This window comes from Pantoea sp. GM_Pan_3 (assembly GCF_026541045.1).
Classification (GTDB): domain Bacteria; phylum Pseudomonadota; class Gammaproteobacteria; order Enterobacterales; family Enterobacteriaceae; genus Pantoea; species Pantoea anthophila.
The window spans coordinates 696,596-721,086 of record NZ_JALNVA010000001.1; the positions used below are offsets into that span (position 1 = coordinate 696,596).

Sequence of the window (24,491 nt, forward strand, 5' to 3'; positions counted from 1 at the left end):
CCAGAGGGTAAACGTTCTGTTAAAAAACGAGCCGAAGAGGGTAATGATTCAGAGGGGAAAAAGAAAGCGTAAGCTGTGCGGAAAGTGCGATGCCTGCTTTTTACAGGCATCGCGGCTTTAACTCAGTAAGCGCCGTCGCGACGTAACACGACGCCTGCGGTTTTGAACAGAATGGCAATATCGGTCCAGAGTGCCCAGTTTTTCACATACCAGGAGTCAAAGTAGACGCGGGTATCGTAGTCGATATCGTTGCGTCCGCTGACCTGCCACAGGCCGGTCATGCCGGGCTTGGCCATCAGGTAGTAATCCACATCGCCGGCGTAACGCTCCAGCTCCGCCTCAATCACCGGGCGCGGGCCGACCAGGCTCATCTCACCGCGGATCACGTTCCACAGCTGCGGTAACTCGTCGAGGCTGGTTTTACGCAGGAAGCCACCGATACGGGTAATGCGCGGGTCATTCTTCAGTTTGAAATCTTTGTCCCACTCCATTCGGGCTTCTTCACTGGTCGCCAGCAGCTTCTCCAGCACCTCTTTAGAGTTGGTCACCATGGAACGGAATTTCAGACATTTGAATTTTTTGCCATCCTGACCCACACGCTCATGCCCATAAATCGCATTGCCGCCATCGCGCTTCACCATAAAGCAGAGCAGGGCGAAGATCGGGCCGAGGAACAGCAGCAGCATGGAGGCGACGACAATATCAAAGGTCCGCTTCAGGAAGCGCGAAGAGTGCTTCGCCAGGTTGTTGCTGACACGCAGGATCATCACTTCATGACTGAAGATAAAGGACATGTCGGTGCCATAGAGCGGCACGCCGCGCAGCGTCGGGATCACGGAAACCGATCGGCAGTTCATCTTCGACAGGAATTTCAGCCAGCGGTCACGCATCGGCTGCTGCTCATACTCCATGGCCACAATAAACTGCACGTTGTCGCGGTCAATGGTCTGCCAGTTAATGTCTTTCCAGGTGATCACTGGCACGCCATTGACGCTCTGCTGAGAGGGCTCATCGTCGACAGAGATAAAGGCCTGCACGTTGTAGCCCAGGATCTCCTCACTCTGCAGGGCAGCATAAGCTTCGGTAGCGTTGCGGCCGGAGCCGATGATGATGGTCTCTTTCTGCCACTGGCCCGCCCGGTTAATGGCGCGTTTGACCAGCGTTCGCATCAGCGGCAGCAGCAGCAGGGCATATGTCCAGCTGAAAACCCACACCATGCGGGAGAAGTCCCATTTCGAAAACGCGATCAGCGCGAGGTCGAGCAGTGAGAAAACAAACAGCGTTTTCACAATCTCCTTCAGCTCGAACCAGAAGGGTTTGCGATAGGTGTAGTGACGCAGACGAACCCAGAACCAGCCGGTGCACATCACGGACATAATAAACTGCGCCACAAAACGGTATTCGATCTGATGCGGGGGAATAAACGTATCCAGCTCGCCCCAAATACCCTGAATGGTTGCGGCGGATAAAAATAATGCGAGGTTGAGTGCAATCAGATCGGAAAAGCTCAGGGCGAATTTCACGATGATATTTTTACGCGTGCCGCTCCATGAGCGGCTCGGGCTATTCATTATCAATGTACTTGCCATAAAACCTGCTCTCTTTCTTAAGTAAAAGATGGCCTGACCAGAATCAGGGACGCGCTCAGGAGTGAGCCACCGAAAAATTAAAAAATAATTTTCAGTCTGTTGCAGTCAGTAAAGCCAGTACAGCTGCAAAAAAGATGAAGATTAAAGCGTGATGGTACTCACGAAATGTTGCAGCATTGAGAATGAGTATGCAGGAGATATTTGACGGCGTTAATACGGAAAAAATCTGAAAACAACAAAAGTGATTAAAGTTTTAAACGGCTAACGCCTTGTAATATAAGGATAAAATAAGCAGGGGTGCAGTTATAACTAAACTGTTTAAGACGCTTTTTAGGAATTACCGCCAAATCTCGCGACTGGCGGTAGTGATAAGGCATCAGGCGGGTCTTTTTAAAATCCAGCGGTCCTGCTCTTTATCATAATGACCAATCTGCAGATCCACCGGTTTTCCATCAATCCACGCCGGTACGCTGGTATCGCGATCCCAGCCGTCGAGTTGGGTAATTAAGCCGGGATTGGTGTGACAGGGAATGCTGACGGTGTCAGGATGCTCACCGTCAAGATCGGCATCAACAATCTCATAACGACCAATTTTAACCACGTGTCCCATTCATTTCTCCCGTTTTTTCTGGCACAGAGCTGTAAGCTTAGCGTATCAACAGAAAATAACGTGGCTGAATGATTAGGATTATTCCTTCTCTTCTGCCGGCCGGACACCAATTTTCACGATACGATTATCCTCTTTTTCCGCCACGGTCCAGGTCAGCTCATTCCATTCAACCTGATCCCCCACCACCGGCGCGCCACCCAGCATGCCCAGCATCAGTTGTCCCAGCGACTGCTGATCGTTGGTGCTCTCATCCAGTTCCAGTCCGTAGATCTGCGCGACGTCGCGCAGGCGTGCTTCTGCATCCAGAATAAAGTCACCAAAGAACCGCTGGTCGAGCGAAACCGGCGGCGACTGACTGAACATTTTGCCCAGGGCTGGCAGGTCGCGCTCACGGCCAATCACGCAGATCACATCGTTCTCTCTGAGGCGTGTCCCGCCGTTGGGATGCATCAGCACATTGTCACGAAACAGGGCGGCGATGCGGGTCTCGCGCGGCATCTTCAGATCGCGCAGCGCAGCCCCGATACACCACTTGTCGGCGCTGAGCTGATAAACAAACTGCTCCCACGGATTCTCCGGATGGATATCAAGACCGATACGGCTGATGGGGGAGGCCGTCGGCGGCACCACCACCTTCGCTTTTTTTGCCGCAAAGCCCAGCGAGGTTCCCTGCAACATCAGCGAGACCAACACCACAAAGAAGGCGATGTTGAAATAGAGTGAGGCGTTTTCTAATCCGGCCATCATCGGGAACACCGCCAGGATAATCGGCACCGCTCCGCGTAACCCGACCCAGCTGATAAAGAAGCGTTCACGGGTGGTAAAACTGCGGAACGGCAGCAGGCCAACAAACACCGACAGGGGGCGCGCCACCAGAATCAGCCACAGTGAGAGGATCATCGCCGGCACGGCGATGTGCCACAAGTCGGAAGGGGTGACCAGCAGCCCCAGCACAATGAACATGCCAATCTGGCTCAGCCACGCCATACCATCAAAGGTCTGCAGAATACCGTGGCGGTTGCGAATCGGGCTGTTGCCGAGTAAAAAGCCGCACAGATAGACCGCCAGGATGCCGCTGCCCTCCAGCACGGTGGTCAGCGCGAACACCAGAATGCCGCCACTCAGCGCCAGTAGCGGATAGAGGCCACCCGCCAGGCTGATGCGGTTAATCAGCTGCTGCAGCGCCCAGCCGCCACCCAGGCCCAGCACGATCCCCAGGCCGAACTGCTGCACCAGGTGCACCAGAAACATCCAGTCAAGTCCGCTGCGGCCCTGTTCGATCATCTCAATCAGGGTGATGGTCAGAAACACCGCCATCGGGTCGTTGCTGCCGGACTCGATTTCCAGTGTCGAGCTGACGCGCTCGTTCAGGCCCTTATCACCCAGCAGAGAGAAGACCGCGGCGGCATCCGTGGAGCCGATAATCGCGCCAATCAGGAATCCCTGCATCATATCCAGCTTAAACAACCAGGCGGCAACCACACCGGTTAAGCCGGCGGTGATCATGACGCCGATGGTGGCCAGCGACAGCGCGGGCCCCAGCGCGACCTTAAACGAACTGGCTTTGGTGCGCATGCCACCATCCAGCAGGATGATTGCCAGCGCCAGGTTGGAAATCAGGTAGGCCGCCGGATAGTTATCAAAGGCGATGCCTCCGATACCATCGACCCCGGTCAGCATACCCAGCGCAAGGAAGATGACCAGAATAGGAATGCCCAGCCTGGATGAGAAAGAGCTGAGCAGAATGCTCGATGCGACCAGCACGGAACCGATGATAAACAGACTGTAGACGATAGTGTGGTTCAAACCCGGTCTCCTGAGATATGACAGTGCGATGCCCAAGCGGTGATAAATATCCATGCTATCTCTGAAAGATAATGGTTTATCAAGGAGTTGTCATTGTGAAAATGCACATTATACGAATTGCTTAAACGTATACGGAATCAGATTAATGTGAAGAATGAGGGGGTTGGCAGGCAAGGGGAAGAAAACAGGTTGTTTTAACAGGTTATTCAGCTGATAAAAAAAGCCGGTGGTTAACCGGCTTCGTGTAAAAAAGAGCGTCACTCTGCAATGTCTGCGAATCAGGCTTCCGTGGCCTGTTTGTGAAACAGTGAACGAAATACCGGGTAGATATCTTCCGGTTCACGGATGTGCTCAATCGCAAAGTTGTCGAACATCGCCTGCAGATGCTCATATTCGCGCCACAGCGTCTGATGGGCACGGCGGGTGATTTCGATATAACTGTAATAGCGCACCACCGGCAGAATATGCTTCGCCAGAATCTCATGACAGAGGGGCGAATCGTCGGCCCAGTTATCGCCATCGGACGCCTGCGCCGCATAGATGTTCCACTGCGCCGGGTCATAGCGATCCTTGACCACCTCATCCATCAGTTTCAGCGCACTGGAGACAATGGTTCCGCCCGTCTCCTGCGAGTAGAAGAACTCCTGCTCATCCACCTCTTTCGCCTGGGTGTGGTGACGGATGTAAACCACATCGACGTTCTTGTAGGTGCGGCTCAGGAACAGGTAGAGCAGGATATAGAAGCGTTTCGCCATATCCTTGGTCGCCTGATCCATGGAGCCGGAGACATCCATCAGACAGAACATCACCGCCTGGCTGGAAGGCTCCGGGCGTTTCTCAAAGTTTTTGTAGCGCAGGTCGAAGGTGTCGATAAAGGGCACCCGCTCAATGCGGGCCCGCAATTCGGCAATCTCTTTGCGCAGCCGCTCCTCCTCCAGCAACTGTGCCGGTTCGGTGTTCTCCACCTGCAGAAGCGTCTCTTCCAGTTCGTGCAGCATCCGGCGCTTGCCCGCCGTCATCGCCGTACGCCGCGCCAGCGAGTTCTGCAGCGAGCGCACCACGCTGATATTGGCGGGTACGCCGTTAGAGGTAAAACCCGCCCGGTGGGTCTTATATTCGTTCAGCTGACGATGCTGGTTGCGGCGCAGGTTAGGCAGGGCGAGATCTTCAAACAGCAGGTCGAGATACTCATCTTTCGAGATCTGAAAGACAAACTCATCCTGACCTTCACCATCCTGACTGGCATTGCCCTGACCACTGCCGCCACCACCGCCGCCACCCTGAGGCCGTTCGATGCGGTCATTCTGCACAAAATGGTCGTTACCCGGATGGACCCGATGGCGATTTCCGCCCCGTCCCTGATGGAAGATCGGCTCATTGATGTCGTCAATCGGGATTGAGACAGACTCACCGCTGCTGACGTCGGTCACCGAGCGTTTATTGATGGCCTCGGAGATCGACTGCTTGATTTGTGACTTGTAACGGCGCAAGAAGCGCTGGCGGTTGACCGCGCTCTTGTTTTTGCCGTTCAGCCGGCGATCGATGAAATAGGCCATGGTATTCCCCCAAACTGCATTGTAAGCAGGCCGGGCGAACCCGACCTGTGGTGCCGGTCTGACAACCCGGCATGCTTACAGACTCTTATCAGGACGACTTGCGCACTCGCAGATACCACTCACAGAGCAGGCGAACCTGTTTGCGGGTATAGCCTTTTTCCATCATGCGATCGACAAAATCATCATGCTTTTTCTGCTCATCGGTAGAGGTCTTGGTGTTGAACGAGATGACCGGCAGTAACTCTTCCGTGTTCGAGAACATCTTTTTCTCGATGACGGTGCGTAATTTCTCGTAACTGGTCCAGTTCGGATTACGACCGTTATTGTGTGCCCTGGCACGCAGCACGAAGTTCACGATCTCGTTACGGAAATCTTTCGGGTTACTGATCCCGGCGGGCTTCTCAATCTTCTCCAGCTCCGCGTTGAGCGATTCACGATCGAACAGCTGTCCGGTATCGGGATCGCGGTACTCCTGATCCTGAATCCAGAAGTCGGCGTAAGTAACGTAGCGGTCAAAGATGTTCTGACCATATTCAGAGTAGGATTCCAGATAGGCGGTCTGAATCTCCTTGCCGATGAACTCAGCATACTTAGGAATCAGGTAGCCTTTGAGGTGCTCAAGATACTTCTCAGCCTGCTCCTGCGGGAACTGCTCACGTTCAATCTGCTGCTCCAGCACATAGAAGAGATGGACCGGGTTAGCCGCCACTTCTGTGTGGTCAAAGTTAAACACCCGCGACAGAATCTTAAAGGCAAAGCGGGTCGACAGGCCGTTCATTCCCTCATCCACACCGGCGTAATCGTGATACTCCTGCCACGACTTCGCTTTCGGGTCGGTATCTTTCAGGCTTTCACCATCGTAGACCCGCATTTTGGAGTAGATGCTGGAGTTCTCCGGATCTTTCAGACGCGACAGGATGGAGAAGCGGGCCAGCGTTTCCAGCGTTCCGGGCGCACAGGGCGAGGTGGCCAGCTCACTGTGGTTCAGCAGCTTGTCATAAATCTTGATCTCTTCAGAGACGCGCAGGCAGTAAGGCACCTTAACGATGTAGACACGGTCAAGGAACGCCTCGTTGTTTTTGTTGTTGCGGAAGGTGACCCATTCGGATTCGTTGGAGTGCGCCAGGATGATGCCGTTGAAGGGCAGCGCCGAAATTCCCTCGGTGCCGTTGTAGTTCCCCTCCTGGGTGGCGGTCAGTAACGGATGCAGCACCTTGATCGGCGCTTTAAACATCTCCACGAACTCCATAATCCCCTGGTTGGCGCGGCAGAGGGCACCGGAGTAACCATAAGCATCCGGATCGTTCTGCGCGTGGTTCTCCAGTTTACGGATGTCCACTTTACCCACCAGCGCGGAAATATCCTGGTTGTTCTCATCACCCGGTTCGGTTTTCGCGATGGCCAGCTGTTCCAGGATGGATGGCCAGACTTTTACCACCTTAAAGCGGGAGATATCGCCACCGAAATCGTGCAGCCGTTTAGCCGCCCACGGCGACATGATGGTGCCCAGGTAACGACGCGGAACGCCATACTCTTTCTCAAGAATGTGCGCATCTTCCTGCGGGTTAAACAGGCAGAGGGGGTGATCGTTCACCGGACTGCGTTCGCCGTCGGCGCTCAGCACATAGATGGGCACCCGCTGCATCAGCGATTTGAGTCGTTCCGCCAGTGACGATTTACCGCCACCGACCGGGCCGAGCAGATAGAGAATCTGTTTCTTCTCTTCCAGTCCCTGGGCGGCATGTTTCAGGTAGGAGACAATCTGTTCAATTGCCTCCTCCATACCGTAGAACTCCTCAAACGCCGGATAGCGTCCCATCACACGATTGGAGAATATTCTGGAAAGGCGTGGCTCCTGAGCAGTGTCGACCATTACCGGCTCTCCGATAGCCATTAACAGTCGTTCTGCAGCGTTGGCGTATGCACTGCGATCCTGCTTACAGATGGCAAGAAATTCCTGCAGTGTGAACTCTTCGTCCTTGGCAGCTTCATAACGCTGACGATAGTGATCGAATATATTCATAGCGATGCCCGTCCTTTCGTTTTTAGCACAGGTAAGGAGCGTAATTAGAGGCTTGTAGCAGCTCCCGGAAGATATTCTCTGTTGAGTACAGCAACCCTTATGCCAACCTGATCTTTTTTATCGGGATACACAACGTTTGTGGTTACTCTGCTCGTCCAAACTCTTTGCTGTTACTTCTAACTGTAGATGGCTTCTAAGAAATTTCCTCCGTGGGTTTGCGTGAATGCGGGGAAGATCAACGGCAATTTTGATTTGTTGTGAGATGGGTTCAACTGACTGAAGCATTAACTTAACGTACTTTTAACCTTTAATGCCACCTGCATCGGTAACTGACTTAAAGGATTTTGATATAAGTTAATCCAGCGGTAAAAAACCGTTAGACTTAGGGTTTGATTGTTATATTTATGGAATGAATAAATTGTGAACCAATTCAAATTTAAGACGCTTGTTGCCCTTCTGCCCTGTTATTTACTTACCGGGCAGGCGAGTGCCGATCCGCTTTCTCTGGGTGCATCGGTCATCTACGCAGAGTCACCGTATCGCGGCGGACAGGACCGGTATCTGCCGGTTCCGGTGATCAACTACGAGGGTGAAAACTTCTGGTTCCGCAGCCTGCAGGGCGGTTACTACCTGTGGAAAGATCCACAGAATCAGCTGTCGCTGACCCTGCTGGGGTCACCGCAGGAGTACAAACCCAGCGACAACGATCTGGGCGACATGAAAGGACTGGATAAGCGCCGCATGACGCTGATGGGCGGTGCCACTTACCGTCACACGGCAGACTGGGGGATTGTTCGCACCGCGTTGCTGGGTGATGTGCTGAACAACAGCAACGGCGTCATCTGGGACCTGACCTATCTCTATCGCTTCCAGATGGGCGACTTCAGCCTGACGCCAGGCATCGGTGCCATGTGGAACAGTGCCAATCAGAACCGTTATTACTACGGTGTCTCCGGTCATGAGAGCGCCCGGACCGGCATCAGTCGTTATAATCCGGATGACAGCTGGTCACCTTATGTTGAGCTGAGCGCCAGCTATCAGATTGACACGCAGTGGAACGTCGGAGTAGTAGGGCGTTACACCCGCTTTGACAGCGAAATCAAAGACAGCCCGATGATTGATAAAAGCGGGCAGGCGACGGTCTGGACCGGCGTCAGCTACAGCTTCTGAGTATGCACTAAAAGAGGGCGTTTACCGCCCTCTGTTCTTTTACAGGGCCCCGTAATGGGGTAAGGGAAGAGAATGCGCAACAGAATCACGTTTGCCGGCCATGCGTCGCTGCCGGTTATCGGTCAGGGCAGCTGGTTTATGGGTGAAAATCCGTCGCAGCGTGCCCGTGAAGTCGCTGCCCTGCAGGCCGGACTCGACTGCGGGTTACGGCTGATCGATACGGCCGAAATGTATGCGGATGGCAGCGCAGAAGAGGTCGTCGGTGAGGCGCTGCGCGGTCGCCGCAATCAGGCCCTGCTGGTCTCCAAAGTCTATCCCTGGAATGCAGGTCACTCAGATGCGATTGAAGCCTGCGAGCGCAGTCTGCGCCGGTTACAGACCGATTACCTCGACCTCTACCTGCTGCACTGGCGCGGAAATATTCCACTGGAAGAGACACTGCGCGCGATGGAAACGCTGCAGCAGCAGGGCAAGATTCGTTTCTGGGGGGTGTCAAACTTCGATACAGATGACATGGCCGAACTGTGGGACGAACCCAATGGGGAGCACTGTGCGACCAATCAGGTTCTCTACCATCTGGCGTCACGCGGTATTGAGTTTGATCTGTTGCCAGCCTGTCAGCAGCGGGGCGTGCCGGTGATGGGCTACTGTCCCCTGGCGCAGGCGGGTCGGCTGCGGGATACGCTCTTTACCGATCCTCTGCTGACTCAGATTGCACAGCAGAAGGGCATCAGCGTGGCGCAGCTTCTGCTGGCGTGGGTGATTCGTCAGCCTGGCGTGATCGCTATCCCTAAAGCCAGCTCTGTGGCCCACGTGCAGGAGAATGCTGCGGCGCTGGAGGTGGTGCTGACCGACGAAGAGCTTCAGCTTATCGATCGCGCCTGGCCTGCACCGCAGCATAAATTACCGCTGGATATCGTTTAGCCGATAGCCTTGTCGCTGGCGGCGGCTTTCTTTTTCAGACGGAACGTCGTGGCCAGCCGTGCCGGTTTCTCGCCCGCACTGCGCAGCGGTTTACTGATGCGCGCGGTTTCCACGCAGACCATCGTTTTATAACCCTCATTCGCCATATCGGCCATGCTACAGGAGAGTTCTACGCCGGGGTTCCAGGTGACAACGTCACTATGATGGTGATGATAAACCTCGACCTGACGCTGACCCGCTGTGTCATGAATCACCGAGCAATCTTCCGGCGCGGTGAAGATGCGGTCGATGCGGCCTGGATAACGCTGTCTGCCGTCGCTGCTGCCGGTCTCGCCGTTGTTCACTTTATCGATATAGCTGTTGCCGAGACCGGAGACCTCTACACCGCTGATATCGCTCACGCTGAAGTAGCTGTGCAGCGCCGCCGTGGCCTCATAATCACCATAGGCTTCCAGCTCAATCTCGCAATGCTCACCCAGACGGAAGCGGGCAATCAGGGTGAACTCATGTGGCCAGAGTTTCAGCGTCTGGGGATTGCTCTCCAGCACCAGCGTCAGCATCACCCCCTCGTCATTTTCGTCATGCGCGGTCAGCTTCCACGGCTGAACCCGGGCAAAACCGTGTGCCGGTTCACCAGCGGGGCCAAACCAGGGCCAGCAGATCGGCACGCCGCCGCGAATGGCTTTACCCGGTGAGAAGAGGCTCTTATCACTCAGCCAGAGCACCGGCTTTTCACCGCTGGGTTGCCAGGCGATCAGGTGTGCGCCCTGCAGCGTAATCGCCGCCCGGACTTTAGGATGGCTGACGACAATGGTCGGTAATTCACCCACCTGGCGCTGCGAGAGGTAAGGGGAGATCTGCGTGACTACCGGCAGAGAAAACAGTTTGTCTTGCATGTTCGATTCCTTCCTGTGCGGATCAAAAAAAGGGCGACCGAAGTCGCCCTTATTCTCAATGATGTCTGGCTGCCTTATTTAGCAGAAACCAGTGCAATCAGGTCGAGAACTTTGTTTGAGTAGCCAGTTTCGTTGTCATACCAGGAAACCAGTTTCACAAAGTTGTCGTTCAGCGCGATACCCGCTTTAGCGTCAAACACGGAAGTCAGGACTTCGCCGTTGAAGTCGGTAGAAACCACGTCATCTTCAACGTAGCCCAGAACGTCTTTCATCTCGCCTTCTGCAGCAGCTTTAATTGCAGCACAGATTTCTTTGTAAGATGCCGCTTTTTCCAGACGCACGGTCAGGTCAACAACGGAAACGTTAGGGGTTGGAACGCGGAACGCCATACCGGTCAGTTTGCCGTTCAGCTCTGGCAGAACTTTACCAACGGCTTTCGCTGCGCCGGTTGATGAAGGGATGATGTTCTGAGATGCGCCGCGGCCGCCGCGCCAGTCTTTGTGAGACGGGCCATCAACGGTTTTCTGCGTAGCAGTGGTCGCGTGAACGGTGGTCATCAGGCCTTCAACGATACCAAACTTGTCGTTGATGACTTTTGCCAGCGGTGCCAGGCAGTTAGTGGTGCAGGATGCGTTAGAAACGATATCCTGGCCTTCATATTTGTCGAAGTTTGCACCACGAACAAACATTGGGGTGTCATCTTTAGATGGACCGGTCAGAACGACTTTCTTAGCACCTGCGGTGATGTGTTTGCGTGCGGTTTCGTCGGTCAGGAAGATACCGGTTGCTTCTGCAACAACGTCAACGCCTGCTTCATCCCACTTCAGGTTAGCCGGGTCACGCTCAGCAGTAACACGGATTTTTTTACCGTTTACGATCAGTGCGCCATCCTGAACCTCTACGGTGCCGTCGAAACGACCGTGAGTAGAGTCATACTTCAGCATGTACGCCATGTAATCCGCGTCCAGCAGGTCGTTGATAGCAACGATTTCGATGTCAGAACGCTTCTGTGCAGCACGGAAAACGATGCGACCGATACGGCCGAAACCGTTGATACCTACTTTGATAGTCATATATTCCACCAGCTATTTGTTAGTGAATAAAAGGTTGCCTGTAAAATTACAAAAACCTTACCAGGCGTCAAGCGGAATCGTGTCAATTGTTGCGACAAATCAATTCGCCTGAGAGGAATTATTCGGTGCGCAACCGCTTGCGCGCCGCCAATGATATCGCGCTTCATTGAATCAATCGCCGAATATATAGGGATGCTCCGGATAAAAGGTGATCGAAGTCACAAATCCGCTTTGCGATGGGCAGAGTGAAAGGGTGAGCACAAAAAAAGACCCGGGTTATGTTGATCATTTGTTAGAATAATAGACGAAATTTTCAGAATGGCACTGCCCGGAATCCTAAAATGGCTAAAGAGACCGCACCCGAAGCAAAAATTGCGCAGCTGACTGAAATGCAGCGCTACGTTACTCAGCATCGCGGAACGGAACCGCCTTACAGCGGCGCCCTGTTGCACAACAAACAGGAGGGCATCTATCACTGTCTGGTGTGTGAAGCGCCCCTTTTTCTGTCAGAAACCAAATATGACTCAGGCTGTGGCTGGCCCAGCTTCTATCAGCCGGTCAGTGATGAGGCGATTCGCTATATCGAAGACAACTCTCACGGTATGCAGCGTGTGGAGATCCGCTGCGGCAGCTGTGATGCGCACCTCGGGCATGTTTTCCCGGATGGTCCGCAGCCCACCGGCGAACGCTATTGTGTAAACTCCGCCTCGCTGAATTTCACCGATGAGCAGGGCGAACAGACCAGAGGGTAAGGGCGATGAAGGAACAACTGGAAGCCATGCTGGCGTCAATGACGCCGGAAGTCTATCAGCGTCTGGCAACGGCGGTGGAGATCGGTAAGTGGCCGGACGGCGTGGCCCTGACCCAGGAGCAGCGTGACAACTGCCTGCAGCTGGTCATGATGTGGCAGGCGAGACACAACGATACGCCGCAGCACATGACCATCGGCAAAGGGGGGGAGATGGTGATGAAGTCAAAAAAAGAGCTGAAGGAAGAGTTCGGCATTGAATCGGACGTGACCCGTATTCATCTGCACTAAAAAAAAGCTGGCGTCCTGCCAGCTCTGTTTTAAATCAGAACCGCGCCCTGCGCGGTCATCTGCGCAAAGGCGATGTCGCTGTCTTCAGGATTCAGATTCACGCCGCGGCAGCCCTCTTTGACCACCTCAACGTGATAGCCCAGCTCCAGTGCATCCAGAACGCTGTATTTAACGCAGTAGTCGGTCGCCAGCCCCAGCATCACCAGATGAGTGATGCCACGCTCGCGCAGCCAGCTGTCCAGCTCGGTTTTACGGCGATGACCATTGTCAAAAAAGGCGCTGTAACTGTCGACATCCTGGTCCTGACCCTTGTGGAAGGTTGCATCGAACAGCGAACGATCCAGGCCGGGGTGGAAGTCTGCGCCGGCCGAGCCCTGAATGCCGTGATCGGGCCACCAGATCTGTGCCAGACCGTTCAGCTCACCCAGGGTATAGACCGGCTCACCGGAGACCGAGGCGAAACTCCCATGGTCGGCCGGATGCCAGTCCTGCAGGGCCAGCACGCATTCCCCGTTCTCGCGAAAGGCTCGCGCATAGCGATTTGCCACGTCGACCGTCTGGTCTCCCTCATGGACTGCCATCGGGCCGCCGGGGCAAAAATCGTTCTGTATATCAATAATGATGAGTGCCCGCTTCATTCTGATTCGCTCCGTAGTCAGTCTTCGGTCAGTTCGCCGCGCAGATTCTGCTGCATCCGGGCGCGGATTTGATCGGCAGAGAGATCCTGGCTGAGTAAAAAGTGTAGTTTGGTCAGTGCCGCTTCCACGGTCAGATCCGATCCGCTGATCACGCCCGCGTGTTCCAGCGCATTGCCGGTGGCGTAGCCGCCCATATTGACCTTGCCTGAAATACACTGGGTGAGGTTCACCACGACGATGCCACGTTCGCTGGCCTGTTGCAGTTCAGCCAGAAACTCTTTGTTCTGTGGCGCATTACCTACGCCATAGGAGCGGAGGATCAGCGCTTTTACCGGCTGACGCAGGAAGTTACGCACCACATCCGCAGAGATACCCGGATAGATAGTGACCACGCCAATCGGCTGCGGGGTAATGGTGTGCACTTTCAGCTCACCCTGACCGGCAGGGGCCGGCGGCGTATTAAGGCGGCGGATATGAATACCCGCTTCCAGCAGCGCCGGAAGGTTAGGCGAGGCAAAGGCGTTAAAGCCATCGGCATGCGCCTTGGTGGTCCGGTTACCGCGATAGAGCGTGTTGTTGAAAAACAGCGACACTTCGCTAATCGGATAGTTGGCCGCCACATAAAGGGAGTTCAGCAGATTCTGCTGACCGTCCGAGCGTAATTCCGCTAACGGAATCTGGGAGCCGGTGACGATAACCGGCTTGGCCAGATTTTCCAGCATAAATGAGAGCGCGGAGGCGGTGAAGGCCATGGTGTCTGTGCCATGCAGGATCACAAAGCCGTCATAGCGATCGTAGTTCTGGCGGATATCTTCAGCGATAGACTGCCAGTCCTCCGGCGTCATGTCAGAGGAGTCGATCAGCGGCTGATATTCGTGAATCGTGAAATCAGGCATTTCAGGGCGGTGGAACTCCGGCATGTCTGCCAGCTGTTGTTGCAGGTGGCCGGAAACCGGAATATAGCCCTGCGCCGAACGCTGCATACCGATTGTCCCGCCCGTGTAGGCTACATAGATATTTTTCTTTTGCATGAAAACACTCAGACTTGCCGTAAAACGCGCAGTATAAGGGGAATAGCGGGGAAAAGCAGCCCGACCAGCGGCCGGGCTGCGAGGTTTATCGCACTTCGCCGCAGTTGAGGCAGAATGCGTAACGGTTCTGCGGATCGTTGAGATGGTCCAGCAGACCCGGCTGGGCTTTCATCGCACTCATCACATCCAGCATGGGGGCGGGCAGCCAGGCCTTAAGCGTGGCAGGCAGCACGGCCTGCACTGAGGCATTCATCTGACCCAGGATCAGATCCAGGAAGCCCGGCTCATCCTGATACCAGCTCAGCTGCGGCTTGCTGACTTTGGCCAGCTCACCCGCCTTCTTCACCGCATCGTCAAAGTCACCCAGCGCATCCACCAGACCATTGGCTTTCGCATCGCTGCCGGTCCAGACGTGTCCCTGGGCTATCGCATCGATCTGTTCCGGCGTTTTATGGCGGGACTTCGCCACCAGGCCAACGAAGTTGCGGTAGCCATTTTCGATGGTCAGCTGCATCAGCTGCTGCACTTCAGCAGGCAGCGCCTTGGTGGTGGAAATATCCGCCAGCGGCGAGGTTGCGACACCATCGGTGTGAACCCCGATGCTATCCAGGCTGTTTTCCAGGGTATTGATGACCCCGAAGATGCCAATCGAGCCGGTGAGCGTGCTGGGGTTCGCCACGATATAACTGGCAGGCGTTGAGATCCAGTAGCCGCCGGATGCGGCCATACCGCCCATCGAAACCACAATCGGTTTGCCCGCTGCCTGCGCCGCCGCCAGCTCTTCGCGAATCGCTTCAGAGGCGGTGACGCTGCCACCCGGGCTGTTCACCCGCAGAATAATCGCTTTGATTTTGGGATCGAGACGCGCATCACGGATCTGCGCCGCCGTGGTGTCGCCACCGACGTTGCCCGGCGTCTCTTCACCATCCATGATGGCACCGCTGGCCAGCACCACGGCGATGTTGCCATCCTGCTGTGCTGAGGCGGACTTCACGCTGTAGTCATAGATGCTGACGCTGCGGTAATCGTTAGTCTGCTTATCCAGACCAAAGGTTTTTACCAGCTCCTGATCGGCCGCCGCGCGCGAGTCCAGAACATCGACCAGCTTGTTATCCAGCGCATATTGCGCGGTGTCACCTTTGACTGCATTCAACCCGGCAATAATCGCCGCCGCACCCGGGAACAGCTGTTCCGGCGTAATCTGACGATTCGCCGACACGGTGTTCAGGTAGTTCTGCCACAGCTGACCAATCCAGCGGCTGTCTGCGTCACGGGCGGCAGGGGACATATCATCACGCAGGAAAGGTTCGACCGCCGATTTGTAGGTGCCGACGCGGAAAACGTGCGAGGTCACTTTCAGCTTCTCCAGCAGGGTTTTGTAATAAAGCCCGTTGGTGGCGAAACCGTGCAGATCCACGGTGCCCTGCGGTGAGAGATAGATTCTGGTGGCATAGCTGGCAAGATAGTACTGCGCCTGGCTGTAGCTGTCGCCCAGGGCATAAATCGGCTTGCCGCTGTCACGAAATTCCCGCAGCGCTTTACCCACATATTGCAGTGACGGCTGATCGCCGCCCGCAAACTCACGTAAATCGAGCACCATCCCTTTGATGTTGCTGTCATCTTTCGCCTGGCGAATGGCATCGACCACATCAAACAGTGAGTTTTCCTGCAAACGGTCGCTGCTGGCGCCCAGTAACTGACGGCCAATTTTGCTGAGACGGTTGCTCACTGAGGGTTTATCGACCAGCACGCCGCTGAGATCGACTTTCAGTGCGCCCTGCTGAATGGGGGCTGAACTGCTGCCTGAGCCACTGACCTGCAGCCAGATCCCTACACCCACCACAATCAACAAAATCAGGAAAATATTCAGAATGAATTCCCTGATAAAATTTAATACCCGCCAGCTCCAGCGGAACAGACCTGCGATTATTCGCCACAATGTGCGCATCAGACTCTCCATAAATATGTAGCAGGAAGTGGCCGCCGCGCGGCCCCGGCTTCCCCGACGAACTCATCCTAAAGAGCGCCGTGTTAAAAGTCAGCAGGAAATCACCGCGCACTGTTACAAAAAATCTGGCTGTGCCAGGATGAAGGCAACAATACAGAGATCGGGAGAGAAACATGGACGCCCTTGAATTACTGGTAAATCGTCGTTCGGCCTCACGCCTGAGTGAACCTGCCCCGGCGGGTGAGATCCTTGAAAATATCCTGCGGGCGGGCATGCGCGCCCCGGATCATGGCACCCTGCAACCCTGGCGCTTCGTCATTGTGGAAAAGGAGGGGCGCGACCGGATGAGCCAGCTGCTGGAGCGGGCGGCACGGGAAAAACAGCTGGATGAAAAGGCGATTAACAAAGCAAGTCAGTCACCGTTTCGCGCCCCGATGATCATCACGGTGGTGGCCCACTGCGAGGAGCATCATAAAGTGCCGCGCTGGGAGCAGATTGCCTCAGCCAGCTGTGCAGTCATGGCAATGCAGATGGCCGCCGTCGCGCAGGGTTACAACGGCATCTGGCGCAGCGGTCCCTGGACCGATGACGAGCAGGTGCGGCAGGCATTTGGCTGCCGGGAGCAGGATGCCATTGTCGGCTTCCTCTATCTTGGCACGCCACAACTGAAATCAAGCACCACGGTTCTCCCGCCTGACACCACGCCTTTCGTGCGTTATTTCTGATCCTCTTTTTTCAGCTGGAAGCAGGGCGTTCTCGGCCCTGCTCTTTGCACGGTTCCTGTGCGAACGATCGCTAACACTGTGCGTCATGCTTACGCCAGCAGGCCTGCCAGGCTAACATAGCCCTGAATTTACACCGACAGCCGAGCCGGTTACTCTCCGTTTCCCTGATGTTAAGGAATAGCTGATTCAATGCGTTTGTTTATTGCGGAAAAACCGAGCCTGGGACGTGCGATTGCCGATGTACTGCCGAAACCGCATCGACGGGGTGATGGATTTATTGCCTGCGGCAACGATCAGATTGTCACCTGGTGCGTAGGGCACCTGCTGGAGCAGGCGCAGCCCGACACTTATGACAGCCGCTATGCACGCTGGTCGCTGGCGGACCTGCCGATTATTCCCGAAAAATGGCAGCTGCAACCGCGCCCGTCGGTCGCGAAACAGCTGAAGGTGGTCGAAGGACTGCTGGCACAGGCGACAGAAGTGGTGCATGCCGGTGACCCGGATCGCGAAGGTCAGCTGCTGGTCGATGAAGTGCTCGACTATCTGAAACTGCCCGCGGAAAAACGCAGCAAAGTGCAGCGCTGCCTGATCAACGATCTTAACCCGCAGGCGGTGGATCGGGCGGTCAACCGTCTGCGTGAGAATCGCGAATTTATTCCGCTGTGTGTTTCGGCGCTGGCTCGCGCCCGGGCAGACTGGCTCTATGGCATTAACATGACCCGCGCCTGGACACTGCTGGGGCGAAATGCAGGCTATGATGGCGTGCTGTCGGTTGGCCGGGTGCAGACCCCGGTGCTCGGGCTGGTGGTGCGGCGCGATGAAGAGATTGAAAACTTCCTGCCGAAAGAGTATTTCGAAGTTAAAGCCCACATCGTCACGCCTGATGGCACCCGGTTTGTGGCCAGCTGGATCCCCAGCGAAGCCTGTGAGCCGTGGCAGGATGAAGAGGGCCGTCTGCTCAGACGCGCCCTGGCAGATCATGTGGTAGCCCGGATTACCGGTCAGCCAGCGACGGTCACGGCCTACAGCGATAAACGGGAAAATGAGGGGGCACCACTGCCATTCTCACTCTCCAGCCTGCAGATTGAGGCGGCAAAACGTTACGGGCTGAGTGCGCAGACGGTACTGGATACCTGTCAGCGGCTGTATGAAACCCACAAGCTGATTACCTATCCCCGTTCGGACAGCCGCTATCTGCCCGAAGAACATTTTGCCGGGCGTCATGCAGTACTTAAGGCGATTCAGGCGCATCAGTCACAGCTGACCCCGCCCGCTGATTTCGATGCGGATCGGCGCAATCGCTGCTGGGATGATAAAAAGGTGGACGCCCACCACGCCATTATTCCGACGGCCCGCGCCGGTGCGGTAAAGCTTACGGAAAACGAGCAGCATATTTATGAGCTGGTGGCGCGCCAGTATCTGATGCAGTTCTGCCCGGATGCGGTGTTCCGTAAGTGCGTCATTGACCTCGAAATTGCCGGGGGAAAATTTGTTGCGAAAGCGCGTTTCCTGGCAGAGGCGGGCTGGCGTGCACTGCTGGGCAGCAAAGAGCGTGACGAGGAGAATGACGGCATGCCGCTGCCGGTGGTGGCGAAAGGGGATACGCTGTTGTGCGAGCGCGGCGAGGTGCTGGCGAAGCAAACCCAGCCGCCGCGTCCGTTCACCGATGCCACGCTTCTCTCTGCGATGACCGGCATTGCCCGGTTCGTTCAGGATAAAGAATTAAAGAAAGTGCTGCGTGCGACCGATGGTTTAGGAACGGAAGCGACGCGGGCTGGCATTATTGAACTGCTGTTTCGTCGTGGTTTCCTGGTGAAGAAAGGGCGATATATCAACGCGACCGAGGCCGGACGTGCCCTGATTCACTCGTTGCCCGATCTGGCTGCCCGCCCGGATATGACGGCGCAGTGGGAGTCGACACTGACCCGTATCAGCGAAAAGGCCTGTCGTTATGAGGAGTTTATGCAACCCCTGGTCCAGACCTTAACCGGTCTGATCCACCAGGCGCGACAGCAGCCTGCGGCACATGCCTTTCGGGGATTACCCTCCACCGGACAGAAGCGTCCGGTGCGCAAAACCAGACGTAAAGTGAAGGAGACGGAATGAGGCATTACTCAGTATTGATGGTGCTGGCCCTGTCGCTGGCAACCAGCGCAGTACAGGCCAACGGTCGCTATCAGTCGATGCCACCCGGTAATAACGGTGTGAACACCGATGTGGTAGTGGATATGCCGCCGGAAGCCTGGACGCAGGCAGAGCGACGTCAGCCAGACTGCCTGCGCTGCTGTATTTTTGAAAACCGTAACTACAGTGAAGGCGCGGTGGTGAAGTCGGAAGGGGTGCTGCTGCAGTGCGCCCGGGATGAGCACTCCATCGGCACCAACAACCTGATCTGGAAGATAGTGAAATAAGTGTCGCGTGGCGCTCTGCCACGCGACCATCAGTTAAAAGCGAAAGAGCGACCAGATGGGAGCGTGATCAGAGGGCTTCTCCATGCCACGGATCTCATAATCAATGCCGGTCTCAACGCAGTGTGCTGCCAGATTTCTGCTTGCCAGCACCAGATCGATGCGCAGGCCGCGATTATCATCGAAACCTTTTGAACGGTAATCAAACCAGGAGAAGCGATCGGCGACCTCCGGGTTATGTTCACGCCAGGTATCAACCAGGCCCCAGCCCAGCAGCCGATCCATCCACTCGCGCTCTTCCGGCAGGAAGGAGCATTTACCGGTTCGCAGCCAGCGCTTGCGGCTATCCTCGCCAATTCCAATATCCCGATCGGTGCTGCTGATGTTCATGTCACCCATGATCAGAACCGGTTTATCGGCAGGCAGATCTTCGGTCAGCAGACGCTGCAGGTCGCGATAGAACTTCTCTTTTGCCGGAAACTTGGTGGGATGGTCGCGGCTTTCACCCTGCGGGAAATAGCCGTTAATGACCGTGATGTCGCCGATCGGGCTGGGAATTTCCGCCATGATCAACCGGCGCTGTGCCTCTTCATCCTCTCCCGGAAAGCCCCGGCTCACTGAAACCGGCTGCATTCTGGTGAGCAGTGCCACGCCGTAGTGGCCTTTCTGACCGTGATAGAAAACGTGATAACCCAGCTTTGAGACCTCTTCCAGCGGGAACATTTCGTCATGGACTTTGGTTTCCTGTAAGCCAATGACATCGGGCTGATGCTGTTCAACCAGCGCCTGAAGCTGATGAGGTCGGGCGCGCAACCCATTGATGTTGAATGAAACAAATTTCATGAGGTCAACCATGGTTCAGAAAATGAGAGGCGGTGATGGTAGCGATTTTTACTGAAAAAGTCATGGCAGAAGAGGGGGCAGAACGTTTGAAAAACGTGGAGGTGCTCTGTCAGCAGGGGGTTCTCATCCCTCTCCCCACAGAACAGGAAGCTGATGTATCGATTTGGGATCGAAAGTTCTCATCCCTCTCCCCGCAGAACAGGAAGCTGATGTATCGGTTTGGGATGGAAGGTTCTCATCCCTCTCCCCGCAGAACAGGAAGCTGATGCATCGATTTGGGGAAAGTGTGCTGAATGCAGGATGGTGGTGGGAGAAGGATTCGAACCTTCGAAGTCTGTGACGGCAGATTTACAGTCTGCTCCCTTTGGCCGCTCGGGAATCCCACCGGGGATAATGCTGGCTTGAGGCGTATTCAGATTCAGATGGTGGTGGGAGAAGGATTCGAACCTTCGAAGTCTGTGACGGCAGATTTACAGTCTGCTCCCTTTGGCCGCTCGGGAATCCCACCATGGCCTGAATCTTTCACTCTCAAAGCGGGGCGCATCATACCAAATGCGATAAGGGTGTAAAGCGCCCACTGGCAAAACAGGAACTGTTTGCCCACTTTTTACGCGTAGCGCTGAATCCGCAGTCAATTCAGCGCGCTGGCTGATTAAAGAATAATCGTACGGTTGCCGTAAACAAAGACGCGCTGCCCCAGTACTTTATAGAGGGCGTTGCTCAGCACGTTTTTTTCGACGTCACGACCTGCACGCATCATCTCGTCAGCGGTATAGCTGTGATCGACATTAATCACATCCTGCATGATGATCGGGCCTTCATCGAGATTGTCATTCACATAGTGCGCGGTGGCACCAATGATCTTCACGCCACGCTCGTAGGCCTGATGATAGGGCCGGGCACCGATAAAGGCAGGCAGGAAAGAGTGGTGAATGTTAATAATCTGGTTCGGGAAGCGCTGCACAAAGGCAGGGGTCAGGACGCGCATATATTTCGCCAGCACCACATAATCGGGCTGATAGCGGTCAATCTCTTCCACCATGCGGTTATCGTGCTCTTCCCGCGTCAGCCCCTCGTGACTCACCAGAACGAAAGGAATATCAAACCGCTCAACCAGTGAACGCAGCGTGTCATGGTTACCAATGACCGCGGCAATCTCCATATCCAGACCGCCAAACGCGCTCTTCATTAACAGGTCACCCAGGCAGTGCGCCTCTTTGGTGACCAGAATCACCACGCGACGGCGACCGGCGCTGTGCAGTTCACGCACTGATCCCTGGGGCAGGGCGCTGTCGAGATCGGCCAGCAGGGTGTTGTCGTTGAAGATGCCTTCCAGCTCGGTACGCATGAAAAAACGCCCGGTGCGATGATCAACAAACTCATTGTTCTGCACGATATTGAGTTCGTGCTTGTAACAAATATTGGTGATTTTGGCGATCAGACCTTTTGCATCGGGACAAATGGTTCGTAAAACTTTTCTTTGCATGGTTTGCGCTTGCATCTCAATCAGAGTCCTGTCAAAGCATTAGGGGTTAAACTGCGGGCTCAGCCTTCAGCTCAACCACAACATTTTTTGTATTTCTTATCACTGCCGCACGGGCAACGATCGTTGCGCCCAACGGGCGGCACGGAACCGTCAACATAGTACCAGCGTTGATCCTCGCGAAGAAAGCGGGAACACTCATGAATGGCATGAATGTTCGTTTTCTCGCGGTATCGCGCAAAAAAAGTCACGAACGCTTCATTATCATGGCTTCCATGATTACAACGGGTTACATTCAGGCTAAGCCAATCGGTACCGGAAAAACTTTCAGATAAAAGCCCTGACATCTCCGGATGACGTTTGTCAGGATGCCAGGTCGCGACCAGATATTCGGCATTGTGCTTAACATAGGCACAATAGCGGGAGCGCATAAGTTGTTCAGCCGTAACAGGAATCTGGTTACCCTGCAGAAAGGGCTCGCAACATACGCTATACTGCTGTCCGCTACAACATGGGCAGGTTTCTGACACATTAGCTCCCGAAAATGATGAGTCGGTTTCATAAGCGCGCTATGTTAGCTGACCCCACGCTGTGACGCTACGTATTGACGGCAGGACCAGATACAAATGAGAAAGGTAAAAATAGGATTGGCGCTGGGGGCCGGCGCGGCGAAAGGATGGGCGCACATTGGCGTGATCAACGCACTGGAGCGTGCGGGTATCGGGATCGACGTCGTGGCGGGTTGCTCTGTCGGCGCGCTAGTCGGGTCAGCCTATGTGAATAACCGGCTGCCGCTGATGGAAAAGTGGGTCAGTGCGTTTCGCTACTGGGATGTGATCCGGCTGATGGATGTCTCCTGGCAACGGGGCGGACTGCTGCGCGGTGAGCGGGTCTTTAACCATGTGCGTCAGCTGATCCCCAATGATGCGATAGAGCAGTGCAGCAAACCTTTCGGCGTGGTGGCCACCAATCTCAGCACGGGGCGGGAGCTCTGGCTGACGGAGGGCGATCTGCACCAGGCGGTTCGCGCTTCCTGCAGTATGCCAGGTTTATTACCGCCGGTGGGCTACAATGGGTATTGGCTGGTGGATGGTGCCGTCGTCAATCCGGTGCCGATCTCACTGACCCGCGCGCTGGGTGCAGACATTGTGATTGCGGTTGACCTGCAGCATGACGCGCATTTAATGCAGCAGGATCTGTTTTCCGTTACGCCTAAAAATAGTGAAGAAGAAGCCGCTGCAGCGGCATTGAGTTGGGGTGGAAAGCTGCGTCAGCGACTGGTGAGTTTCACCCAGCGCCGTGCGTCTCAGTCACCGGGTGCGATGGAGATTATGTCAACCTCTATCCAGGTGCTGGAAAATCGCCTGAAGCGCAACCGTATGGCAGGCGATCCACCCGATGTTTTAATACAGCCGGTCTGTCCGCAGATTTCAACGCTGGACTTTCATCGGGCTGAAGAGGCCATTGAGGCAGGCAGGGCCGCCGTGGAAAAGAAAATGGATGAACTGTTACCACTGGTCCGTGGCAGATAATCAGGTTGTTCATTCAAAACGGTGACTTTACGCAATTCTGAAGGCGCAACTGCGTTTTATGAACCACTATTGAATTATCTGGCAGGCAGGGGGAAAGAATGGAAAAACCACTACTCGGCAAAAAGATACTCATTGTCGAAGATGAGGCTGTTTTCCGTTCGTTGCTGGACCAATTTTTGTTATCGATGGGTGCTGTAACGTTAAAAGCGGAAGATGGACTGGAAGCAATTGCACAACTACAACAGCATACTGTCGACCTGATCATCAGCGATCTCGAAATGCCCCGTATGAGCGGCATTCAGTTTGTTGAGCACATTCGTACCCGTGGTAACGTTGTGCCGATTTTGATTATCTCAGCGACAGAAAATATGTCTGACATCGCACATGTGCTGCGCCTTGGCGTGCAGGATGTGCTGCTTAAACCACTGAAAAATCTGGAACGCTTCCGCGAAGCGGTCTATGAATGTCTCTATCCCTCCATGTTCACCTCAAAGGTGGAGGAGGATGAGCAGCTGTTTCAGGACTGGGATGCCCTGGTCCGCGACCCGAAAGCGGCTGCCAAACTGCTCAAACAACTTCAGCCGCCGGTGCAGCAGACCGTCGCCAACTGCCGGGTTAACTATCGTCAGCTGACGATGGCCGAACAGCCGGGCCTGGTGCTCGACATTGCGGCGCTCTCTGAAAAGGACCTGGCATTCTACTGTCTGGACGTCACCCGTGCGGGTGATAATGGCGTGCTGGCCGCTCTGCTGCTGCGTGCGCTGTTTAACGGCCTGCTTCAGGAGCAGCTCTCCGGGCAAAAACAGCGTCTGCCAGAACTTAATGGGCTGCTCAGACAGGTCAATCTGCTGCTGCGCCAGGCGAACCTCAGCGGCCAGTTCCCTCTGCTGGTGGGCTACTATCATCGTGGTCTGAAAAATCTGATCCTGGTCTCGGCCGGATTAAACGCCACGCTTCACGTTGATACCCATCAGATTCAGCTCAGTAATGGTGTTCCCCTTGGCACTATGGGTAGCACCCATCTCAATCAAATCAGTCAGCGCGCAGACAACTGGCAGTGCCACGTCTGGGGCGCGGGTGGTCGCATTCGGCTGATGCTGTCAGCGGAAGAATAAACTGTAATAATGGAAAGATTCTGGCGCTGAGGACAGGGCCAGAACTTAGCTTTACAGTTGGGTAATAGTCTTAATTTCGACG

The 24,491-nt window shown here is 55.1% G+C and carries 23 protein-coding genes and 2 tRNA genes; 10 read left to right on the plus strand and 15 right to left on the minus strand.

Annotation, left to right across the window (positions count from 1 at the left end):
• Positions 1-122 precede the first annotated feature (122 nt).
• The 5 genes from wbaP to yeaG all read right to left on the minus strand — a co-directional run bounded on the left by wbaP (position 123) and on the right by yeaG (position 7,584).
• A complete protein-coding gene (gene wbaP / locus OXR04_RS03330) occupies positions 123-1,589 on the minus strand; it encodes an undecaprenyl-phosphate galactose phosphotransferase WbaP (RefSeq protein WP_033736229.1) in 1,467 nt (488 codons plus the stop codon).
• Positions 1,590-1,965: 376 nt separating this feature from the next.
• Positions 1,966-2,199, minus strand: coding sequence for a DUF1480 family protein (locus OXR04_RS03335; protein ID WP_009089872.1), 234 nt, complete (start codon positions 2,197-2,199; stop codon positions 1,966-1,968).
• Positions 2,200-2,277: 78 nt separating this feature from the next.
• Positions 2,278-4,005: a potassium/proton antiporter gene (locus OXR04_RS03340; RefSeq protein WP_009089874.1), complete on the minus strand. Its 1,728-nt coding sequence runs from the start codon at positions 4,003-4,005 to the stop codon at positions 2,278-2,280.
• Positions 4,006-4,283: 278 nt separating this feature from the next.
• Positions 4,284-5,561, minus strand: a complete 1,278-nt coding sequence (locus tag OXR04_RS03345) for a YeaH/YhbH family protein (protein ID WP_111207572.1) — start codon at positions 5,559-5,561, stop codon at positions 4,284-4,286.
• Positions 5,562-5,649: 88 nt separating this feature from the next.
• The gene (yeaG, locus tag OXR04_RS03350) at positions 5,650-7,584 is read right to left on the minus strand and encodes a protein kinase YeaG (protein WP_009089877.1); all 1,935 of its coding nucleotides are present in this window, start codon (positions 7,582-7,584) and stop codon (positions 5,650-5,652) included.
• 420 nt (positions 7,585-8,004) lie between these two features.
• Between yeaG and OXR04_RS03355 the strand changes: the two genes are divergently transcribed.
• Positions 8,005-8,754, plus strand: a complete 750-nt coding sequence (locus OXR04_RS03355; protein WP_009089879.1) for a MipA/OmpV family protein — start codon at positions 8,005-8,007, stop codon at positions 8,752-8,754.
• A gap of 72 nt (positions 8,755-8,826) precedes the next feature.
• Positions 8,827-9,678, plus strand: a complete 852-nt coding sequence (locus OXR04_RS03360; RefSeq protein ID WP_267369269.1) for an aldo/keto reductase — start codon at positions 8,827-8,829, stop codon at positions 9,676-9,678.
• Here OXR04_RS03360 and OXR04_RS03365 read toward each other — a convergent pair.
• Complete coding sequence (locus tag OXR04_RS03365) at positions 9,675-10,574, minus strand: D-hexose-6-phosphate mutarotase (RefSeq protein WP_046101934.1); 900 nt, start codon at positions 10,572-10,574, stop codon at positions 9,675-9,677. The genes OXR04_RS03360 and OXR04_RS03365 overlap by 4 nt on opposite strands.
• Before the next feature lie 74 nt (positions 10,575-10,648).
• Positions 10,649-11,647: a glyceraldehyde-3-phosphate dehydrogenase gene (gene gapA, locus OXR04_RS03370; protein ID WP_046101933.1), complete on the minus strand. Its 999-nt coding sequence runs from the start codon at positions 11,645-11,647 to the stop codon at positions 10,649-10,651.
• Positions 11,648-11,988: 341 nt separating this feature from the next.
• Between gapA and msrB the strand changes: the two genes are divergently transcribed.
• Complete coding sequence (msrB, locus tag OXR04_RS03375) at positions 11,989-12,399, plus strand: peptide-methionine (R)-S-oxide reductase MsrB (protein ID WP_046101932.1); 411 nt, start codon at positions 11,989-11,991, stop codon at positions 12,397-12,399.
• Between the two features lie 5 nt (positions 12,400-12,404).
• Positions 12,405-12,686 (plus strand): DUF1315 family protein, encoded by a 282-nt coding sequence (locus tag OXR04_RS03380; protein ID WP_267369270.1) that lies wholly within the window; start codon positions 12,405-12,407, stop codon positions 12,684-12,686.
• 29 nt (positions 12,687-12,715) lie between these two features.
• On the opposite strand, the gene pncA is transcribed toward OXR04_RS03380, so the two are convergent.
• The 3 genes from pncA to sppA all read right to left on the minus strand — a co-directional run bounded on the left by pncA (position 12,716) and on the right by sppA (position 16,303).
• A complete protein-coding gene (gene pncA / locus OXR04_RS03385; RefSeq protein WP_046101931.1) occupies positions 12,716-13,324 on the minus strand; it encodes a bifunctional nicotinamidase/pyrazinamidase in 609 nt (202 codons plus the stop codon).
• A gap of 17 nt (positions 13,325-13,341) precedes the next feature.
• Entirely contained in the window at positions 13,342-14,355 is a 1,014-nt protein-coding gene (ansA, locus tag OXR04_RS03390; RefSeq protein WP_009089890.1) for an asparaginase, read from the minus strand.
• A gap of 85 nt (positions 14,356-14,440) precedes the next feature.
• A complete protein-coding gene (gene sppA, locus OXR04_RS03395; RefSeq protein ID WP_009089892.1) occupies positions 14,441-16,303 on the minus strand; it encodes a signal peptide peptidase SppA in 1,863 nt (620 codons plus the stop codon).
• A 173-nt stretch (positions 16,304-16,476) separates the two neighbouring features.
• On the opposite strand from sppA, the gene OXR04_RS03400 reads away from it, so the two are divergent.
• The 3 genes from OXR04_RS03400 to OXR04_RS03410 all read left to right on the plus strand — a co-directional run bounded on the left by OXR04_RS03400 (position 16,477) and on the right by OXR04_RS03410 (position 19,439).
• On the plus strand, positions 16,477-17,028 hold the full coding sequence (locus OXR04_RS03400; protein ID WP_009089893.1) for an NAD(P)H nitroreductase: 552 nt from the start codon (positions 16,477-16,479) through the stop codon (positions 17,026-17,028).
• A 189-nt stretch (positions 17,029-17,217) separates the two neighbouring features.
• Positions 17,218-19,134 carry a DNA topoisomerase III gene (locus OXR04_RS03405; RefSeq protein WP_009089894.1) on the plus strand — a complete coding sequence of 639 codons (1,917 nt, stop codon included), beginning with the start codon at positions 17,218-17,220 and terminating at the stop codon, positions 19,132-19,134.
• Complete coding sequence (locus tag OXR04_RS03410) at positions 19,131-19,439, plus strand: YnjH family protein (protein WP_267369271.1); 309 nt, start codon at positions 19,131-19,133, stop codon at positions 19,437-19,439. Before OXR04_RS03405 ends, OXR04_RS03410 begins: the two co-directional genes overlap by 4 nt.
• 33 nt (positions 19,440-19,472) lie before the next feature.
• Here OXR04_RS03410 and xthA read toward each other — a convergent pair whose 3' ends face one another.
• Positions 19,473-20,279 (minus strand): exodeoxyribonuclease III, encoded by an 807-nt coding sequence (gene xthA / locus OXR04_RS03415; protein WP_265139208.1) that lies wholly within the window; start codon positions 20,277-20,279, stop codon positions 19,473-19,475.
• 32 nt (positions 20,280-20,311) lie between these two features.
• Between xthA and OXR04_RS03420 the strand changes: the two genes are divergently transcribed.
• A complete protein-coding gene (locus tag OXR04_RS03420; protein ID WP_267369272.1) occupies positions 20,312-20,545 on the plus strand; it encodes a hypothetical protein in 234 nt (77 codons plus the stop codon).
• A gap of 35 nt (positions 20,546-20,580) precedes the next feature.
• Here OXR04_RS03420 and OXR04_RS03425 read toward each other — a convergent pair.
• The 4 genes from OXR04_RS03425 to OXR04_RS03440 all read right to left on the minus strand — a co-directional run bounded on the left by OXR04_RS03425 (position 20,581) and on the right by OXR04_RS03440 (position 22,292).
• A tRNA-Tyr gene (locus OXR04_RS03425) sits at positions 20,581-20,665 on the minus strand.
• A gap of 37 nt (positions 20,666-20,702) precedes the next feature.
• Positions 20,703-20,787: transfer RNA gene (locus OXR04_RS03430), tRNA-Tyr, on the minus strand.
• Between the two features lie 144 nt (positions 20,788-20,931).
• Positions 20,932-21,780, minus strand: coding sequence for a formyltetrahydrofolate deformylase (gene purU / locus OXR04_RS03435; RefSeq protein ID WP_009089897.1), 849 nt, complete (start codon positions 21,778-21,780; stop codon positions 20,932-20,934).
• Between the two features lie 56 nt (positions 21,781-21,836).
• A complete protein-coding gene (locus tag OXR04_RS03440; protein ID WP_072052716.1) occupies positions 21,837-22,292 on the minus strand; it encodes a YchJ family protein in 456 nt (151 codons plus the stop codon).
• A 96-nt stretch (positions 22,293-22,388) separates the two neighbouring features.
• On the opposite strand from OXR04_RS03440, the gene rssA reads away from it, so the two are divergent.
• Together rssA and rssB are read left to right on the plus strand one after the other, a co-directional pair.
• Positions 22,389-23,294 carry a patatin-like phospholipase RssA gene (gene rssA, locus OXR04_RS03445; protein ID WP_009089899.1) on the plus strand — a complete coding sequence of 302 codons (906 nt, stop codon included), beginning with the start codon at positions 22,389-22,391 and terminating at the stop codon, positions 23,292-23,294.
• A 98-nt stretch (positions 23,295-23,392) separates the two neighbouring features.
• Positions 23,393-24,409 carry a two-component system response regulator RssB gene (gene rssB / locus OXR04_RS03450; protein WP_009089900.1) on the plus strand — a complete coding sequence of 339 codons (1,017 nt, stop codon included), beginning with the start codon at positions 23,393-23,395 and terminating at the stop codon, positions 24,407-24,409.
• Positions 24,410-24,491: the final 82 nt, after the last annotated feature.